The organism is Sodalis praecaptivus, from assembly GCF_000517425.1.
In the GTDB taxonomy this organism is placed as follows: domain Bacteria; phylum Pseudomonadota; class Gammaproteobacteria; order Enterobacterales; family Enterobacteriaceae; genus Sodalis_A; species Sodalis_A praecaptivus.
Window position 1 is genome coordinate 103,077 of the sequence record NZ_CP006570.1, and the last position, 19,716, is coordinate 122,792.

At 51.8% G+C, this 19,716-nt stretch carries 12 protein-coding genes and 1 pseudogene; 10 read left to right on the forward strand and 3 right to left on the reverse strand.

Annotation, left to right across the window (positions count from 1 at the left end):
* Nucleotides 1–1,455, reverse strand: coding sequence for a PTS cellobiose/arbutin/salicin transporter subunit IIBC (gene ascF, locus SANT_RS21390; RefSeq protein WP_025424263.1), 1,455 nt, complete (start codon nt 1,453–1,455; stop codon nt 1–3).
* A gap of 349 nt (nt 1,456–1,804) precedes the next feature.
* Between ascF and SANT_RS21395 the strand changes: the two genes are divergently transcribed.
* The 3 genes and pseudogenes from SANT_RS21395 (at nt 1,805) to SANT_RS21405 (ending at nt 5,596) form a co-directional block, all read left to right on the forward strand.
* The gene (locus SANT_RS21395) at nt 1,805–2,833 is read left to right on the forward strand and encodes a LacI family DNA-binding transcriptional regulator (RefSeq protein WP_025424264.1); all 1,029 of its coding nucleotides are present in this window, start codon (nt 1,805–1,807) and stop codon (nt 2,831–2,833) included.
* Nucleotides 2,834–3,052: 219 nt separating this feature from the next.
* The gene (locus SANT_RS21400; protein ID WP_025424265.1) at nt 3,053–4,267 is read left to right on the forward strand and encodes a zinc-dependent alcohol dehydrogenase; all 1,215 of its coding nucleotides are present in this window, start codon (nt 3,053–3,055) and stop codon (nt 4,265–4,267) included.
* A gap of 392 nt (nt 4,268–4,659) precedes the next feature.
* Nucleotides 4,660–5,596: pseudogene (locus tag SANT_RS21405) on the forward strand (Rpn family recombination-promoting nuclease/putative transposase).
* Nucleotides 5,597–5,893: 297 nt separating this feature from the next.
* On the opposite strand, the gene SANT_RS24365 reads toward SANT_RS21405, so the two are convergent.
* Complete coding sequence (locus SANT_RS24365; RefSeq protein WP_148296373.1) at nt 5,894–9,292, reverse strand: hypothetical protein; 3,399 nt, start codon at nt 9,290–9,292, stop codon at nt 5,894–5,896.
* Between the two features lie 587 nt (nt 9,293–9,879).
* On the opposite strand from SANT_RS24365, the gene SANT_RS21415 reads away from it, so the two are divergent.
* The 6 genes from SANT_RS21415 to SANT_RS21440 all read left to right on the forward strand — a co-directional run bounded on the left by SANT_RS21415 (nt 9,880) and on the right by SANT_RS21440 (nt 16,795).
* On the forward strand, nt 9,880–10,851 hold the full coding sequence (locus SANT_RS21415) for an Rpn family recombination-promoting nuclease/putative transposase (protein ID WP_025424267.1): 972 nt from the start codon (nt 9,880–9,882) through the stop codon (nt 10,849–10,851).
* A gap of 325 nt (nt 10,852–11,176) precedes the next feature.
* A complete protein-coding gene (locus tag SANT_RS21420) occupies nt 11,177–11,404 on the forward strand; it encodes a hypothetical protein (RefSeq protein WP_148296374.1) in 228 nt (75 codons plus the stop codon).
* A 620-nt stretch (nt 11,405–12,024) separates the two neighbouring features.
* Entirely contained in the window at nt 12,025–13,113 is a 1,089-nt protein-coding gene (locus SANT_RS21425; protein ID WP_025424269.1) for a hypothetical protein, read from the forward strand.
* Between the two features lie 373 nt (nt 13,114–13,486).
* Nucleotides 13,487–13,837, forward strand: coding sequence for a YebG family protein (locus tag SANT_RS21430; protein ID WP_025424270.1), 351 nt, complete (start codon nt 13,487–13,489; stop codon nt 13,835–13,837).
* Between the two features lie 410 nt (nt 13,838–14,247).
* On the forward strand, nt 14,248–15,312 hold the full coding sequence (gene uxuA, locus SANT_RS21435) for a mannonate dehydratase (protein ID WP_025424271.1): 1,065 nt from the start codon (nt 14,248–14,250) through the stop codon (nt 15,310–15,312).
* Between the two features lie 148 nt (nt 15,313–15,460).
* The gene (locus SANT_RS21440) at nt 15,461–16,795 is read left to right on the forward strand and encodes a gluconate:H+ symporter (protein ID WP_025424272.1); all 1,335 of its coding nucleotides are present in this window, start codon (nt 15,461–15,463) and stop codon (nt 16,793–16,795) included.
* Between the two features lie 139 nt (nt 16,796–16,934).
* Here SANT_RS21440 and SANT_RS21445 read toward each other — a convergent pair whose 3' ends face one another.
* Nucleotides 16,935–17,690, reverse strand: coding sequence for an SDR family NAD(P)-dependent oxidoreductase (locus SANT_RS21445; RefSeq protein WP_025424273.1), 756 nt, complete (start codon nt 17,688–17,690; stop codon nt 16,935–16,937).
* A 234-nt stretch (nt 17,691–17,924) separates the two neighbouring features.
* On the opposite strand from SANT_RS21445, the gene SANT_RS21450 reads away from it, so the two are divergent.
* On the forward strand, nt 17,925–18,818 hold the full coding sequence (locus tag SANT_RS21450) for an AraC family transcriptional regulator (protein WP_025424274.1): 894 nt from the start codon (nt 17,925–17,927) through the stop codon (nt 18,816–18,818).
* Nucleotides 18,819–19,716 lie beyond the last annotated feature (898 nt).

Sequence of the window (19,716 nt, forward strand, 5' to 3'; positions counted from 1 at the left end):
TTAACGAACGGGCGCCGGCCTGTTAACGGGTTCCGTACCCTGCGCCGACGCCGCGCGCGGTGGCTCTTCCGTCTCGGGAATGTCTTCAAAACCCAATATCAGGGTCAACACAAAAGAGAGTACGACCGCCAATATCATAACGCCGACCACCCAGGCCACGCTTATTGGATTGGCGGGATCGAAAAACTGCACGCTGGTAAAGAGACCGGGGGAGGCCATTGAATGACTGGCCAGGCCGCCAAGACCGGCGACCGCGCCGCACACAAACCCGCTAATGACGCTGGCGATCAAAGGCCGTTTCAAACGCACCGCGACGCCATACAGCGCGGGTTCGGAAATTCCGGCGACAATCGCCGAGGCGGCTGCCGCCAGCGCGGTTTGCCGCAATTCAGGGTTTTTGGTGCGCAGCGCGACGGCCAGCGATGAACCGCCAAGGGATAAGTTGGCGCCGATTTCGGAAGGCATGACCATGCCCTCTTTCCCGGTTTCAGCGATGGTCTGGATGATAGTAGGCGTGAACACGCGATGCATACCTGTCACCACCAGCAGCGGCCACAGCGCCCCCATAATGGCCACCGACAACCAGCCCAGATAGCCATGTATGGTGTAGACCAGACTGGAAATGCCGGTCCCGATCCAGATACCCAGCGGGCCGATAATGATAATGGCCACCGGCGCGGCGATGAGCACGATAAGCATCGGCTTGAGGAAGTTCTTCGTCACGGCGGGCGTGATGCGATCGACCCCTTTTTCGATATAAGACAAAATCCAGGTCATGCATAGCGCGGGGATAACCGTATAGGTATATTTCACCGCCGTGACGGGAATAAACGTGAATTCAACGGGTTGTCCCTGGGCCGCCTTGGCCATCAAATCGATGAAATTGGGATGAACCAGCACGCCGGCAATCGCGATCGCCAGCGACATATTGGTTTTGAATTTTACCGCGGCCGAGGCGGCGACCATGACCGGTAAAAAGAAGAAGGCGCCGTCGCCGATGACGTTGAGCAATTGCAACGTCGTGGAGCCGTTTTCAAACACGCCGGCCATCGCGAGGATCATCGCCAGAAGCTTCACCATTGAGCCGCCGATGATGGCCGGGATCAGCGGCGACATGGTCCCTATCAGCGCATCCAGGATCCCGGCGCCAACGCGCTTGAGGGACCATTTGCGCGGAGCGGCCGGTCGGCCACCGTCGGCGCTGGGCATGCCGAGATTCAAGAGTTCCTGGTAGGCTTTCCCGACGTTGTTGCCGATGATGACTTGACATTGGGTGTCGGTATTCACCACGCCCATCACGCCGTCGATGGCTTTCAACGCGGCATTGTCCACCTGAGCGCGATCCTTGACGACGAAGCGCAGCCGCGTCATGCAGTGGGTCACCGCTTCAATATTTTCCAGCCCGCCCACGGCGTTAACGATCGCCCGGGAAATCTGCGCATAGTTTTTTGGCATGATGAACTCATCTCTTGGTTTGATCAGCAGCGAATCGAGCCGGTTTTCCCGATCGACGGCGCTTCTAATGGCATCGACCGATGGTGACGACACGTTGGCGGCTCGTTCTACCGACGCACTAGCACGGCACCTGTTTCAGCGGCGAGGACAGGCCATAGGAAACCGGTTTCACAAAATCATGTTGTTACAATGAACAAATAACAAGAGATTTAAATTTTATTTATTAGTATTGTGAACATGATCACCTGAACAACCCGCACTCTTTTCACTCTCCCGCGCGGAAAAAAAATTCACCCCGATGAATGGCTTGGGTAGACTGTGGGGATAAACATTTGACGTGGAAGGCAAGATGACGACAATCCTTGAGGTTGCAAACAAAGCCGGGGTATCAAAAGCCACCGTCTCACGGGTTTTGTCAGGCAACGGTTATGTGAGTCAGGCGACACGAGCGCGGGTATATAGCGCCATTGCCGAGACGGACTACCGGCCCAATTTACTGGCCCGCAACCTGGCGACAAAAACCACGCAAACGATTGGTTTAGTGGTCACCAATACTCTTTACAGCGGGAATTACTTTAGCGAGATCCTGTTCCACTCCGCCCGTCTGATGGAGCAGCACGGCCGCCAGCTTATTTTGGCCGACGGCAAGCACAGCGCGGAAGAGGAAAAGGCCGCCATAGATTTCCTGCTCGATCTGCGCTGCGACGGAATTATCATTTATCCACGCTTTCTCAGCATTGACGCAATGGATGAGATCATTACCCGGCATAATCAGCCCATCATGGTGATAAATCGACGATTGCGTAAAAACCACAGTTACTGCCTTTTTTCCGATCAGCATGCCTCCAGCCGCTTGGCGGTCAGCCATTTGATTGCGCGAGGCCACCGCCAAATAGCCTTCGTCACGGGCTCCCTGGATTCACCTACCGGCGTCGAGCGCCTTTCGGGCTATAAAGCCGCGTTAGAGGAGCAAGGTATTCCCCTGCGCGATGACCTGATTGTGGCGGGGAAATGGACCGCGCAAAGCGGGCTGGAAGCGGTGCAGCACTTGTTGCAAAAGCAGGCGCGTTTCACCGCCCTGGTCGCCAGTAACGATGACATGGCGATGGGCGCGTTAAAAGCCTTTGCGGCGGCAGGCGTCGCGGTGCCCGCCAGCGTATCGGTGGTCGGCTTCGACGATATGCCGCTGGCGCCATTTACCCTGCCGTCGTTGACCAGTATGAAAGTGCCGGTGACGGAAATGATGGAGGAGACGTTTACCAGGCTCATCGCCATGCTCGATGGCGGTCATTGGAATGCGCAAAAGACCTTTCCCGCATCGCTGGTGATGCGCGAGTCGATCGCCGACGGCCCTTTTCCGCCCGTAGTGCAAGCCTAACCCCGCCGCATTAGAGACCGCTGCGCAAATGGGCTCTCTGACCGCGGTGTGCACCGAGACGTTGGGCGCGGGAATGCTTTTGCCCCTTCGCCGTTTAAGCGCGCGCGTACGGGATAACCGGGTCGTGTCGGGAAACATCATATCGCCCCCATCGCTGCCTCTCTTTCCTATACTTTCCCTTTGCAAATGTCGAGGTCTTAAATCCCATAAGGAGAGAGTATGAAAGCACTGGTATGGCATGCGGTCGGCGATATCCGCCTTGATGAGGTGGCCGAGCCGAGAATAGTGGCGCCCACCGATGCCGTCATTCGCCTGACCGCGTCGGCTATTTGTGGCACCGATCTGCACTTTGTGAGAGGCACCTTCAGCGACATGCGCCCAGGCACGATTCTCGGTCACGAGGGGGTGGGGATTATCGAAGCGTTGGGGTCTGACGTACGGAATTTTTCCATCGGCGATCGTGTTGTGGTGTGTTCCACCGTTTCCTGTGGCTGCTGTACACCGTGCCGGCAAGGCAATACGGCGCAGTGTGATAACGCCAACCCCAATGGCCCGGCGGGGGGAACGTGTTTTTTCGGCGGCCCGGCGGCGACGGGCCCGGTTAATGGGCTCCAGGCCGAGAAGGCGCGCATTCCCTATGCCGCGAATACGCTGGTCAAAATACCGGATAATGTCACCGACGACCAAGCCATTATGGTAAGCGATATTTTTCCGACGGCTTGGTTCGGCGCGGAGGCCGCGGAGGTGAAACGCGGCGATGTGGTGACGGTCTTCGGCTGCGGCCCTGTCGGACAATTCACCATCGCCAGCGCATTCTTGCTCGGTGCCGCTCGCGTTATCGCCATTGATGGTCATGAAGACCGACTCGAAATGGCACGCCGGCAAGGCGCTTTTACCGTGAATTTTGAACGCGAAGATCCGCTAGCGACCTTGGCAAGGCTAACGGGCGGCACGGGGGCGGATTGCGCGATAGATGCGGTCGGCGTGGACAGCCAGCATGCTCACCACGGGCCGGCGCGGCAAGAAGCCCAGGACAAGAGAGACAAATTCCGCCAGGAAGTGGCGCAGGTGGCGCCCACAACCCATGAGCAAAACGGCAACTGGATGCCGGGCGATGCGCCAACCCAGGCATTGGAATGGGCGATCGAGACGCTAAAAAAAGCCGGCCGCCTCAGCATTATCGGCGTTTATCCGCCGCAGGCAGAAACGTTTCCAATCGGGAAGGCGATGAACAAAAACCTGACTCTTAAAATGGGTAACTGTAATCATCATACCCTTATTCCTCATCTGCTTAAGCTGGTTAGCACCGGCGCCATCGATCCGGCAAGGGTTCTGACCCAACGGGAGCCATTAAGTGACGTACTTGCCGCCTACCGGGCATTTGACAAGCGTCAGCCGGGCTGGATCAAAACCGAGCTGACGCCGGCGCGTTGACGCTTGGTGCACGCTGTAACGCGCTAACGCGGCCTGTGGGGCGGCCTGTTGCGATCACGGATGTCACCGATGGATAATTGTATCGCCAACGATATCAGGGCCGCGACAATCCGCGTGCTTGTGCAGGGGGGCGTCGACCGCGAGCCACGTTAGCATGGAGGAGGACTAGGCTACCGTGGCCCTTTAGCTCTGAAGGAGACAGGTTGGTAACACACAAACTCGCCGTGCGACTGCGGCGCATCCCTGCTTATCCAGCGCCGACGGGGGCAGGGTGTTGTACGGTTGGCGGCCCTCCCAACCCGCTAAAGCGGGCGTGTTATCGTTAGTCGATGCGCTATAGCTGCCGGCAACGGCAGGCGCTATGATACCGCCCGGTTTAACAGGGAGGTTGCATGTCGCATTCACTGTCCCATCATGACGCCATGTTCAAAAAATTCCTCGGGGATATCGAGGTGGCGCGGGATTTTATGGAGATTCATCTGCCGTCGGCCATCCGCGCGCGCTGCGATTTGAGCACGCTGGCGATGGCGCCCGGCAGTTTTGTGGAAGCGGACTTGCGCCATCAGCTGTCCGATATGCTGTACCAAGTCCAGACAAGCGCGGGGACCAGTTACATCTACTGCCTTATCGAGCATCAATCGCGTCCGGAAAAGCTGATGCCGCCCCGTCTGCTGCGTTACAGTCTGGCGGCGATGCAGCGACATCTCGAACAGGGCAACGATCGGTTGCCGGTGGTGGTGCCGTTACTGTTTTATCACGGGCGGACATCGCCCTATCCGTGCAGCATGCGCTGGCTGGATTGCTTTGCCGACCCCGTGCTGGCAGAATGGGTTTATGGTCAGGCGTTCCCGCTGGTGGATGTCACGGCGCTGACGGATGATGAAATACTGACCCACCGACGGGTGGCATTGCTGGAGCTGGTGCAAAAGCATATACGCACGCGGGATATGCTGGAGATGGTCCAAGATATTGCCCGCTTGGTGAAGGAGTGGTCGCTGCCGAAGGAGCAGTTTCGCAGCCTGATGTACTATATTGTGATGCAGGGCAATACGCCGGCTGCCGGACAGTTTCTGCAGATGATGGCGGAGCAGGCCGGTGATTATCAGGAGGACGTGATGACAATAGCAGAGCAATTGCGCCAGGAAGGTGAGCGAAGAGGCCTGCAAGCAAGGCATCCAGCTTGGCAAAACGGAAGGTCGTCAGGAGGGTGAACATAGCGCGTCGTTGAAGATTGCCCGTCAGCTTATCGCCAACGGTATAGATCATGCCGTGGTCAAATTGTCGACCGGCTTGACCGACATTGAGCTGGACACGCTAGCCCATCAATAATGCTTTTCTTTTTCAGATCGGAAATGCGATAGAAGGGTTTAAACGGTATTCAGAACGATGAGTAGGCTGTCCCCACGCTCAGGTCTGTTTGAAAAATCAGGACATTCCAGGTTAGGTGGCCACGACTAAGCCTCGCAAAGCATGCGCCCTGATGCGTTCGCCCTTAACGTCTGCTGCCAGAATATGTCCTTATGTGTATGGGGCCGGTGTGGATGCAAATCAACCGGTTTAAGCCTACTGTCATGATCCAATACAGTTAGGTTGCTACACCTTCGACGCAACGCAGAATAATTGAAATTATCGCCCGACCCTGGTTGAGGATTTTGTAAACTCTATAATAAACAGTTCTTTGAGCATCATAGCCACATGATCAACGTTATTCATGATAATATTGGCTTTTAAGCCTGGCTGCTGCGCGAGAAATGCATTGAGATCATTGGGTAAAGCTGAGTTATGTAAGGTTGTATAGTCACTGATAAGCTCGAAAAGGCTGCTATGGTTATTCAGGCTGGTTAGGCTATGTGTCATTGCATACGGATAGGTATTATTGTCGGGTAATGACGCCAGACTGTCCGGTGCCAGCGGAATAAAGTTGCTTAGCACCGAACTCGTTTGTAACGTGGCTCGTAATATATCTTCCAGAATTCGGTTTATTCGTTGGGGGAAAGCAGCAGTTTGCTCCCGATGCGGATGGCATGCCAACGCATCAACAATAAAGACTAATCCTTTAAGATCATGCAATTGTGCGCCATAGACCATGGGTAATTGCCTGATATTAACCCCTGCACGCTTATGCAGGCATAAAGGATTGGTGTCGGTAGGAAGAGTCGAAGCAATCACGATATTTGTGTAATTTACCGAGCGAGACCAGCTGAGGAACCGGTGTCCACGCTGACAATAACTCATCAATTGGTCTTCTGCTCGGCTCAGTATCTCCTCATTCTGATTACCAAGAACCGTTTGCAAACATTCCCTCACGTGTAGCCTGAAGTCCGCAGGATTCTCAATAAATTTCCCCATCAGTCTTTCAAATATCTCACCCAGTTGACCCAGGTATTGATGTGCTAAGCCAATGGACGGGTTCATAAAGGCGTATTGAGGATCTGCAATAGCGCTCTGATTTCCAAAGAATAAGGCTTTGGATGTGGAGGGCTCCAGCAATTGTTGCACATAATGAAAAGGATGGCGTCCAGGCATTGTGACCCGCTGTGTGTCTGTTATCAATGGGCAGTTTTGCTGTAGGGAGGGCAGTGCGGCGCGTGTCGCCTCGTTACGACGTGGAAAAAGAGTTTCCTGAAGCTCTGGATAAGTAGACTCTCTTTTTTGCCTGCCTGGCTTAATTCTCCCTTTCAACACATCGCCAAGCACTGGCCCACTTAACAAGCCGGTATTAAAGGCGGCAAGACCGATGACGCCCATATCGTTGGTGCATAGCGCGGTTACCGCTCCGGTTGTTGTTCCGGTAACGGCTCCGCCAAAAATGACAATGGAAGGCGTTTTCAGACCAAAAGCAGCTTTGTAACCATAGATTGTGGCCACCGCTGCCAGGCCTGCTAGAGTCAAACCTGCCAGGAGGGGACCGGGTTGGTTGTGGGTTGCAGTAGCCGGAGCAGGCGTTGTTGCAGCGGGCATCGGGATAGATCGGGTCACTGGCGAGCCCTGAGACACCATATATTTGGTCATCGTTAACATTGAATCGGTTTCGTTGCTGGGTTGTTGTCCCACCGCTATGCGAGGAAATTTTATTTGAATCGGCAGGGGACCAGCGCCTTGTATCAGTGCGTCAATGAGATGTTCTAGGGCCCATAGGGGCAAACTGGGTTTACCCGATGTACCTTTGGTCTGGAGGTATTCCAGTGCTGGAAGAACCCTTTTATAAACCAGCATCGCCATTAGAGGCGTTGCTATAACGTTGTAACGGTCGTTGTCATTGAAGGTGAGGTATATCTCTCTTTGGTTGGCATAATGGAAATCCATGACATTTTTATTTTCTTTATGATATGCATTCTGAAACTCGAATAATTCTCGGTGAAGCGTGTCCGTCAGGTAATCGATTATACTTTGTGCGACAGGGCTGTTTTTGGTCAATGCAATTGATAATTCAGGGTATATCTGTCGGCAGAACTCCATTGGAATGAGAATATCGCTACGTTTTTCTTCCCCTTTATAGAATGCCAGCGCAAGAATCTGTTTTTTAACTGCTGGTAAGTCGTAATGCAGTAATACACTGCGAGATCTTGATTCCAATTCAGTGAAGCGGGTGGTATTGCGTAGGTAACTTTCATTAAAGGTGTATTTATCCTTATTGACGGAATAATTCACTTTATTCAGTGGAGCCCACACGCGCTGCATATCATGATGTATGTTATACAGGGTTTGCAGAAAGTCGGGGAGGGGGATGTGAGTGGTGTATCTTAATGTCTGAATGAAATTGATTTCATCTATCGTTTGATAATACACCTCATTAACAAAGGATTCATAAGTGCATTTGGGACATCCTATGATAGCGGATCGCTGGCTTGCACGATTCAATAAAGAATTAAAATAAAGGCGAGAAAAAGGCTCGGCGATATGCTCCTCAGCGAACTCATGCCGCAAGCGCAAGACGGCAGAATCGAGAGTCGTCAATGGCTTTGAACGCGGGTTACGATTTGGTGTATTGCGTAAAAGATACTGCCTGCCTTGATAAGCTGTTGCCCAACAATTCATCGCCACAGCGGACCATAAAACTTTTTTAGGCCAGGAAAGCGAGCTAATGGATAGCGGGATAACAGCTGGTAACAGCGCTGCGGAAGTAAAGTAATTGATTGTACGGACACCGCTGCTGGCTACTGCTGGCCTATGCGGGGCAGGTGCCCTCTGCTCATTCAAGGGCGTCGGGTTCGCTACCAGCTTTTTTTTTAACGCCCCTATCCACGACAGCGATATGGCGTTACCGCGGTTAACAGAAGCACCGGATAGCGTTTTTTTGGCGCATTGCGTGAGGAGGCGCTGTGAGGGAAGGCATTTTGATGCGCGTTGGGCGATGGCAGATAACATGCCGCAGTAGATCTGCGCCTGGCAAAAAATAGTCACCAGAGCAGTGGGTAGCCGCAGATAAAGCCGTTGGGGAGCTGGCGTAGAACCGGAAAGGCCCTGGCAGAGATAGAGCGCTAACGCACAACTACTTAATGCCAAAATGCTCGGACAAACTTCTTCTTGTGGCCTGTCTGAGTTAAACAGCGTATCAGCCAAGTCGGCGCCCAGCGCCTCATGAAGACATTGCTTAAGGTAATTAGCCAACAACATTAGAGTGTTACATTCCTCCAACCCATATTTGACCGCGCACGTTAAAGTTCCTGCTATCAGCGCAGGGATACGCTTACCCTCCATGACCGCTGTGTAAAGGCAATGTGCTAAAGAGGCAATTTCAATCGGCAATCCTAAAAAAGCACTGGAAGATAGAACTTGCAGCAATCGGGATTGATGTTGCTCTGCCAGCGCCGAAAATAAATGAACAAGACATCGGCGGCCGTCTTCACTTAAGGCGACTTGGCTGGCTTGTAGAATAGTTGTCGTGAGCGCCTCGTTCGGCATGTCATTAGGTGGGGGAAAATCACTATAATCTAAGCAATCATAATAAATTTCGTCTTGGCAAACATCATGCGGCTCTATCAGATCAGAATGGCGGTATGATGAACGGGTCGTTTCTAACATGGCAATGTCCTTATGCATTTAAAAAGTGTATTTTCGGTTGAGTACTTTCTGAGTAAAATAATTTGATTTTTTATAAGTCTTAGCAAAGTGTTTACAATGGAGGGTATTAAAGAATATGATGTTGAATATGTTTTGGGATTATTAAAATGCCCCGCCTTTAGGATGGTTTCACTATAGTCATCAATCAATTGCTATGACGTTTATGTTTGTTCTACTCATTAGTCTACATTTGGAACACTTCTGATATGTTAAAAAAACTTCTTGTGCGTACGTTGCCCTCGCCTTTCTCTGGGTCGAATGGCTATCCTTTGTGGTATAACTTACTGCCTCAGCTTTCTGCTACCGTATAATCAGCGATCGTGATGAAATAAATTTTAAACCGATCTGTTCTGTAGGGGAGTATTGCTTTTATAAGCATAAACGAAGTATGGCCGCCGGCCTGATCATGTGTAATTGAGCGCTTAGCCAAACCGGCAATGTTTTCATTCTGGCCAAGCTAATGAGTTAGCCATACCCTTAAATTGATGCGCTATAGCTGCCGGCAACGACAGGCGCTATGATACCGCCCGGTTTAACAGGGAGGTTGCATGTCGCATTCACTGTCCCATCATGACGCCATGTTTAAGAAATTCCTCGGGGATATCGAGGTGGCACGGGATTTTATGGAGATTCATCTGCCGTCGGCCATCCGCGCGCGCTGCGATTTGAGCACGCTGGCGATGGCGCCCGGCAGTTTTGTGGAAGCGGACTTGCGCCATCAGCTGTCCGATATGCTGTACCAAGTCCAGACAAGCGCGGGGACCAGTTACATCTACTGCCTTATCGAGCATCAATCGCGTCCGGAAAAGCTGATGCCGCACCGTCTGCTGCGTTACAGTCTGGCGGCGATGCAGCGACATCTCGAACAGGGCAACGATCGGTTGCCGGTGGTGGTGCCGTTACTGTTTTATCACGGGCGGACATCGCCCTATCCGTACAGCATGCGCTGGCTGGATTGCTTTGCCGACCCCGTGCTGGCAGAATGGGTTTATGGTCAGGCGTTCCCGCTGGTGGATGTCACGGCGCTGACGGATGATGAAATACTGACCCACCGACGGGTGGCATTGCTGGAGCTGGTGCAAAAGCATATACGCACGCGGGATATGCTGGAGATGGTCCAAGATATTGCCCGCTTGGTGAAGGAGTGGTCGCTGCCGAAGGAGCAGTTTCGCAGCCTGATGTACTATATTGTGATGCAGGGCAATACGCCGGCTGCCGGACAGTTTCTGCAGATGATGGCGGAGCAGGCCGGTGATTATCAGGAGGACGTGATGACAATAGCAGAGCAATTGCGCCAGGAAGGTGAGCGAAGAGGCCTGCAACAAGGCATGCAGCAGGGCCTGCAACAAGGCATGCAACAGGGCATTCAGCTTGGCAAAACGGAAGGTCGTCAGGAGGGTGAACATAGCGCGTCGTTGAAGATTGCCCGTCAGCTTATCGCCAACGGTATAGATCATGCCGTGGTCAAATTGTCGACCGGCTTGACCGACGTGGAGCTGGACACGCTAACCCATCAATAACGCTCTTCTTTTGCAGATCGGAAATGCGATAGATGGGTTTAAGCGGTATTCAGAGCGATGAGTTGATTGTCCCCACGCTCAGGTCTGTTTGAAACATCAGGACATTAAAGGTTAGGTGGCCACGACTAACCCTCGCAAGGCGAGTGCGATTATGCATTCGCCCTAACCGCAACGCTCCCAGACTATAGCCTCATGTAAGGGTCCGGTATACATGCAAATGAACCGGGTAAAGTCTGTGTTGTGATATAGGGCAATACGCCGGCACGCCGGCTGCTGGCCAGTTTGGCAGACGATGGCGGAGCGGGCCGGTGATTATCAGGAGGATGTGATGACAATAGCAGAGCAACTTCGCCAGGAAGGCGAGCGAAGAGGCATGCAGCAGGGTATGCAAAAAGGTATGCAACTTGGCAAAGCGGAAGGTCATCAGGAGGGCGAACATTGCGCAACGTTGAAGATCGCTCATCAGCTTATTGTCAATGGCGTTGAACGTGCGGTGGTGAAACTTGCTACTGGCTTGACGGATGAAGAGTTGGATATGCTTTCCCGTCAATAACTTTCCGTAATAAACGCAGAATCGATCATTTCTCTCGCTAGAGCGAAGGTAGTTTAAAATGAAAATAAGGCGTCTATCCGTGATACGGACGCCAAAGCGGCAATGGTTTTCAACCAGGAGTACCCCCTAGCCTAGATAATTAAACGTAACCGGCTTTGCATTCGCCATAATTCTGTCAATCAATGTTTATCAATTCAAGGTCATCCCCTTCGTTAACAGTCCAATGATGCACATACCACGCAGGGGCAATTCCGCAGCGTGATACCTCATCTTGCTTTTATCCGTTGTCTCTTCTTAAGATGTAACTCTTATGACATTATTTAAACTATGAAATTCGTGATGCGCGCAGCGGGGTAAAGAGTCATGAAACGCGTGTATATTAAAATCGTTGGATTTTTGGGGTATTTTGATCGCTTCAAAAACCTCATTACTGTGTGACATGTTAGTTTCAATCGTTCGGAATTATCAATATTCACTTGCTATGTATTCGCGAAAGGAAATAGGCGAGATGAAAGGGAGGGTGAGGTGAACTCAATAGTTTTACCTGAGATGATAGGCCGAGTCATCAGGGCTTATGCATAAAAACACCTTAATAGGCTAAAAAAAAAGGGAGAAATTTTATGCCAAAGATTGTGCAATCATATCAACAACATCGTGAGAGAATAGGGTTGCACGCGGGAGGAACATGTTTCACGCGCGATAACCAAAAAACGCAAAATGAAAAATTAATACTCCTATCAAGGGAACCAGGGCTTTATCATGATAATTATGAGAAAAGAATGAATGCGTATGCCTTGCTACAAGTTATCGCTTTACTCAGCGCAGTTCAGAATAGCAGTAACAAAAGAACGAGTGCGATACAACGGGGCAACACGCCCCTGCAAAATACCCGTCTTAACGTTATCACGAAAGATCCGCCAGTTTTAACGGACTTTAGAGAGGACCAGCGATTACAAACAAAGTTGATTTATGCGTTAAGTACAAATAAAACCTGTATTCCGCACAGGGTACAAACATACGAAAAAACCGCTTGCCCAGCGTTAAAAGCCGAGGTGAAGGTAGTAAAGTCATCCAATATAGTCAACGTTCATTATCGGTCATGCGCAGCGCTTTCTAGAGAAGGGATTGACCGCATGTTGACTGCCGCAAAGCGCGGCGTCACTCATTTGGTGACGTTGTTCGATTTCACGGCGTTGCTATACGATCCCCTAACATTTCCAGCTGCTGAGGCCGCTAAAACAACCATGGATAGCGGGACGTGTCCGGAAAAAATTATGTTTACATCTCAAAATAGGCTGAAAAAGGAATATTCCTTTGCAAACTTTGGTATATTTAAGAGTATAAAGTTAAGCGACGCCGACCTGTATTTCTGTCACTGGATTAAGCATGACCCCGATAATGCCAAAACACAAGATTTTCTGACACAGGAGCTGATGACAACCTCTTTTTCTCTCGAACAACTTGAAGGCTTGAAAGGAGATGTCATGATGGTAAAAATTTGTGATGATCTCAATTTTACCAAAATTGAACAAACTTTGGGTCTCTCATTATCTGCAGCTGAGAGACATGACTTTATAGAATTAAACGCTAAGCATTTTCACCAATATTGCAAGGTTTTAACTAACAAAATTTCCCGCTATCAAGAAGACCTCTTCTGCTTACTGAAAATACCTCCCTTTTATAATAACACCGACCAACCGGTTTGTTAGCATCCATTAACATCAGCTGTTTTTGCCGTTGAAAGCAAGGTTAAATAGGCGTATACCCGCCTGTGGGACCTCACTAGCAATCGGGGGAATGTCGTGAGGGAAAGCGCATTATGGTCTATAAGAGGACGTGTGGGCTACCTTGCATCAGACGGGTGGCGCGGCGGAAAATCAATGATGGCGGCGTCGCGCGATAATGATGTGTGAATGAGTGTCTGACGAGACGTCATAATGAAGAGGGGGGCAGTTGGTATTGCCCTCCCGTAATGCTCAGCCGTCTTGAATGATGATGCTCGCAGAAATGATCGCGCAGGCCTAGACGCCGGTCAAAGGCATCTGTTATACTGTATATAAAAACAGTATCAGGGGAGTGGCTATGGCGGTTGAAACTAAGTTTGTCGTCGTAAGAAAGGGTGAAGAAAAAATGACATTTGCCAGTAAAAAGGAAGCCGACGCTTACGACAAAATGCTTGATATGGCAGATGTCTTCGCCGACTGGCTAGCGCATAGCTCGCTGTCACTCGATGAGGCGCAGGCTGAAAATCTGGGGCTATTTTTAGCGGAACATAAAGATATCGTTCAGCATATTCTGCGTACCAGCAGCATTCCCACTGTAGGCAACGATTCTCCTGCTTCTACCACCGCCAGTACGGCGGATGTCCAGAGCGAACCTCGGCATGATGGCGACGCAGGCAAAAAGAAAATCAGCGCGGTGAAAGCCGCCTAAAGGTAGGGTGTCGCTCCACGCCCGTGATACCCGCATCATTATAGCCTATTGACGCGGGTACTATGCCCCTACCCGCGTCACATCACCCAATGGGACGCGCGTGCCGCGCGTATGATACCCGTGTCATGTCGCCCTATATTACGCGGGCGCGACACGATCGGTGTTTGCCGTTATACATCACCTGAAGCGTTGCGCCGGTCTCCCGACGCTGCTGTCACGCCTTAAGCCCGCTACCGGTGTTTCTGACTCGCCCGTTTCGTTCTACACCCTGCTACCCGCCCGCACAGATTCATCGGCATGCTATCAGCGGTCATTTCTGTGACCTGGATCATTTATTGATTGAACCGATTGCGCTATTTTATATACTAGTATGGCAGTCTAGAAATCAACCGAAAAAGGTAAATATCGTCATGCAGATGACAATGCGCTGGTTTGGGCCTGAACAGGACAAAATCCCCTTAGAGTACATCCGTCAGGTGCCGGGGGTAGAAGGGGTGGTTGGGGCATTATATGACGTTCCGGTCGGAGAGACATGGCCCAAAGACAAAATTCGGGCGCTCGTGGATCAAGCCCATCAGGCGGGTTTGACGATGGAGGTCATCGAAAGCGTCAATATTCACGATGATATTAAAATTGGCTTGCCCAGCCGCGACCGGTATATCGCTAATTACCAGCAGACCATTCGGCATTTGGCGGAATTCGGCGTGAAAGTGATTTGCTATAACTTTATGCCGGTTTTCGACTGGATGAAAACCGAGATGAACTATGTGCTGCCCGATGGCTCCGTGACGATGGCGTTTGAGAAAAAAGGCATCGACAAAAGTCTGGAAGAGGTGGTGAAAGAGGTTTTGGACAACGCCAATGGTTTTGCGCTGCCCGGCTGGGAGCCGGAACGGTTGGCGCAGGTCCAGCAGCTGTTTGCCAAGTATGACGGCGTCGATGACGACCGTTTGCGCGAAAACCTGGCGTATTTTCTGCAAGCGGTTATTCCGGTGTGTGAAGAAGTCGGTGTTAAAATGGCTATCCATCCCGATGATCCGCCATATTCCATCTTTGGTCTGCCGCGGGTTGTGAAAAACCGTGATGATCTTGACTGGATTTGCCAAGTCGTCGATTCTGAAGCCAACGGCATTACCTTGTGTACCGGGTCGATAGCCGAAGATCCTGCCAATGATGTTTATCAAATATTGGCTGAATTCACGCGACGTAAACGCATTCATTTCGCCCACGTACGCAATATCAAACTGATTCAGGATAAGGATTTTTATGAATCGGCCCACCTGTCGCGCTGCGGTTCACTGGATATGTATCAGGTGATGAAAGCGTTGTACGACAACGGATTCGATGGTTATATCCGTTCTGACCATGGACGCTTCATCTGGGGCGAAACCGGCCGCCCGGGTTATGGTCTGTACGACCGCGCCGTCGGCACCAACTATCTGTTGGGCCTGTGGGAAGCCCTGCAAAAACGGTAATCCCGCCCGCTACGTCCCAAAGCATGTTTCTGCTTTGGGACGCACCACTCTCGTCCGATAAATGCATTGAATAGGCCTGTCGCAGCGGCAGGAATGCGCACGCGTCTAGATCGCCGCGGGCGCTGTTGAATGTTGTTTGGAGAAACCTATGTCGCCATTGCTGTCATTGTTTTGGGTTTTGGTGGGGATCGCCATCCTGGTGGTCTTGAACCTGAAATATAAACTCCATAATATTTTTTCTCTGCTGATTGCCGGTATCTTTGTGGCGATCATGGAGCAAATCCCGATTGATAAAGTAATAGGAGTGGTGCAAGAGGGGCTTGGCAGTATCATGGGCCACCTGGCGCTTATCATCATATTCGGCGCCATTATCGGTAAGTTCATGACCGAATCCGGCGCCAGCCAGCAAATAGCCGATACGGTAATTCGGCGCTGCGGCACGCGCTTTTTGTCCGTCGGCTTGATGTTTATCGGCGTGATTTTTGGCATCGCGATGTTTTATGAAGTGGCGTTTTTGATTGCCATGCCGTTGGTACTCAATATTGCCAAGAAAGCCGATATCCCTTATATGAAACTGGTAGTGCCGACGGTCGTGGGTGCCACCATGGGGCACAGCCTTTTTCCGCCGCAGCCCGGGCCGGTGGCGCTTATCACCGCCTTCCATGCCGATATCGTTCAGGTTTATCTGTACGGGATCCTGGTGATTATCCCGGCCTTATTTTGCGCGGGCGTGTTACTGCCGCGGCTGTTGCCCGGTATCAAAGCTATTCCGCTTAATTCGCTTATGAAACCCGTCGAGGAAAAAGCCTCACAGGATCTCCCGTCGTTTGGCGCCAGCATTCTGGTGCCGCTTATCCCCGCGGTGTTGATGATTGCATCCTCACTGATAAAAACCCTGATGGGCAAACAATCGGAAGCGGCGAAAATTTGCGATTTCCTCGGGAGCGCCGAGATAAGTATGCTGTTGGCCACGCTGGTGGCAATAGGTCTGCTGGGGGTACGGCGCGGTATGACCAGCGAAGGTATTACCCATTGCGTGACCGATGCGATTGCTAAAATCGCCAATGTACTCTTCGTCATCAGCGCCGGCGGTATATTAAAACAGGTGATTATCGACTCCGGTGTTGGCGACAGTATTGTGCATGTGGTGGGTAGCGCCAGCCTGTCGCCTTTTATCGTCGCCTGGGTTATTACCGCTATTATCCGAATTCTGACGGGGCAGGGCGCGGTGGCCGCCATTACCTCCGCCGGGATTGTCGCGCCAATGATTGGGGCCTTCAACCTTAACCCCGCATTGATGTGCCTGGCGGTGGCCTGCGGCAGCAATACCATTACGCTGATGTACGATGGCGGTTTCCTGCTGTTTAAGGAAACCTTTGGTATATCGATGAAAGACACTTTCAAAACCTGGGGCCTGCTGGAGTTGATTAACTCGGTGGTTGGCCTGCTGATGGTGCTGGCGATCAACGCGCTCATCGCCTAACGTGCGCCGCCGCCCTCGGCGGCAGGGCGTCTTTACCGATTAAGGGCGCCCGCACAGGCCAGGGCAGTAAGACCTGGCCTGTGATCAGACGTGTGTCATGCCCAACGTCCAGCGTAGGCGTTTTGCTAGGGGGACAGGCTTAGATGTTTTGCCCGCCGGAAATCTCAATCCGCTGGGCGTTGACCCAGCCCGCGCCATCCTCGAGCAGCGCCGCCACAGCACCGCCAATATCCTGCGCTATGCCCACCCGTCCCAAGGCGGTCATTCGGGCGAACTCATCGTTCAGCCCTGGGGTATCTCGCACCGCGCCGCCGGCAAAATCAGTTGCTATGGCGCCGGGGGCAAGAGTATTCACCGTGATACCCCGCGGACCTAACTCGCGGGCCATATACAGCGTCAGCGCCTCCACCGCCATCTTCATGATGCTGTAGGCGGCGAATCCGGGATAGGAAACGCGTGTCAAACCAGACGAGACATTAAGTACCCTTCCGCCGTCTTGCATCAGCGGCAACAACTTTTGTGACAAGAAGAACGGCGCTTTGATGTGTTCGTTCATCATTTGCATAAAGTCGTCTTCACGGGTTTCCATAAAGCTGGCGAATAACCCGGTGCCGGCATTGTTGATGAGGATGTCGTAGTTATCGCGTTGAAACGTCTCGCTTAGCGCTTGACGCACCCGCGCCGCAAATTCGTCGAAGCTGTCCGCCCGTTGGACGTCCAACCGAAGCGCGACGGCCTTACGCCCCTTTTGTTCAATCTCGCGCACCACCGCCTGCGCAGGTTCTTGCTGGCTGCGATAGGTTAGAATGATATCGCGGCCTTTATCCGCCAGATTCAGCGCCATGCTTTTACCCAGGCCTCGGCTGGCGCCGGTGATGATAGCTATTTTACTCATGAAGCTCTCCTCAATGTAGTGACAAAGGGCCTTCGCGGTTGATGAAGGACGAGCGAAAGAGTAACGCCAGCGGCCTGTATGCGGAATGCCTGGAGCGCCGAGATTTCTGCCTGATCCTCTGAGTTATTCTTTCAGACGACGATGATAGTTGCCTTATTTGGCGGATATCTCCTCACGACTTTGCCCAAAACTACGCTACACTCGCGGAAATGGAAGACGGCACCGAGGTAACGAATGACACCAGAAGATGAACTGGCGGCGCTGCTTGCTCAGCATGCCATCGTGGACGGGGAGCACAGCACGCCGGTCGCCGGCGTCACCCTGTTCAGGGCCAGTAGCGCTGATGTGCCGTTACCCAGCGTCTATCGGCCCTGTCTGTGCTTTATCGCCCAGGGCAGTAAGCAGGTAATGCTCGGCCAGGCCATCTACCGTTATCGGCCCGGTCAATACCTGATGGTGTCAATTGATTTGCCGATGATAAATCTGATAACCGCCGCTACGCCCCGCTCACCCTATTTGTTGCTGAGAATGGATATCGACCCGCAGCAAATCGCCGATATTTTACTGCAGGCCCCCCATCTTGGTGAAACGGTGACAAAGCCACCGCGCGGTCTCTTTATCGGTCGCAGCGATGAGCCTCTCATAGATGGAATAGTCCGTTTAGCCCGCTTATTTAACACGCCGGAGGATATTCCGATTCTGGCGGCGCAGACCCTGCGTGAAATCCTCTACCGCGTGCTGGCGGGAGAGGACGGTCGGCAGGTCGCGCAACTGGCACTTAACGGCAGTATCCTTAACCGTATCGCTCGGGTTATCACAACGCTTAAGACTCACTTTGACCAGCCATTGTCCATTGCTGCGCTGGCGCAGATGGCGGATATGAGCGTTTCCACTTTTCATGCCCATTTTAAAAGCGTGACGGCGATGAGCCCGCTGCAGTATCAAAAATCCCTGCGCCTGATCGAGGCGCGGGCATTGATGCTGTCGCGGCAAATGGATGTCGCCGGCGCCGCCTGGAAGGTGGGTTATGAAAGCCCGTCACAGTTCAGCCGCGAATATGCACGTATGTTTGGTAATCCCCCGGCGCGGGATATCAGCTTACTTAGCCAACACGCCATAGCGACGTGAAGCTGCCGCTGACGATGACTGCCGGCCACGGGCGGCAGGCGACCGCAACACCATGGCGGATGTTATCACCCGGCATCGCTCACCTTAGCCAGGCCTGTTGTGGCGCAAAGCAACAGGGGCTTCCCGCCGTCGCGCTGTTGATCCGGTGTCGTTTGTCATTGTCGGCTTGTTGGCGATGCCTCGACATGGCCGCTATGCGGCACAGGGTCTAAATTCCGCACCCGTCGCGAGAGTTGATTTTATTGCGCTATAAAGAGTATGCCACGCGGTATTATAATATCCCTAAGGGTCAGGTTTAGCTGAAAACCTTCCTTTCTAACGTGATGAATCAAAATCATTTTTTTAGCCTGTTTTATCATTACGAGAAACTTTAACTGCAATCGTGATGGTCGGTAACAGAATATTTTTATAGAAACGAATTTGAAAATCTTCTATTCTCATGTAATATCCCGTTGCAGAAAATAATCAGCGGTCTGCTATTGGGAAAACATAATACATTATTGAAGTGGCACTCTTTCTGGTTATTTGGTTTTTCCTGAAAAAAGTATATAAAAAAACGCTCCTTGATCTGATGCGTAATGAGACAATCCGGGCGGGAATTAGCAAAAGACATTAATATCAGGTAAAGTTCTCCTGCGTTTATTTTTAATAAATGCAATGTGAAGAAAACTTTAGAAATAGATCCTTATTCTTGACATCGGTTTAACCCGATGTCTTTTTGTCGGCGTTGCGTTGCGTTGCGTTGCGTTGCGTTGCGTTGCGTTGCGTTCTGCACCCGTAGACGTTAAGTGAACGAGACATCGGATTCGCTGACGTGAAGAATAAGCCGATGATTCTAAGCTATTTTTATCCTGTCGGCGGGCTGCTGATGTTGACGCCGATACTGACGATGACGTCT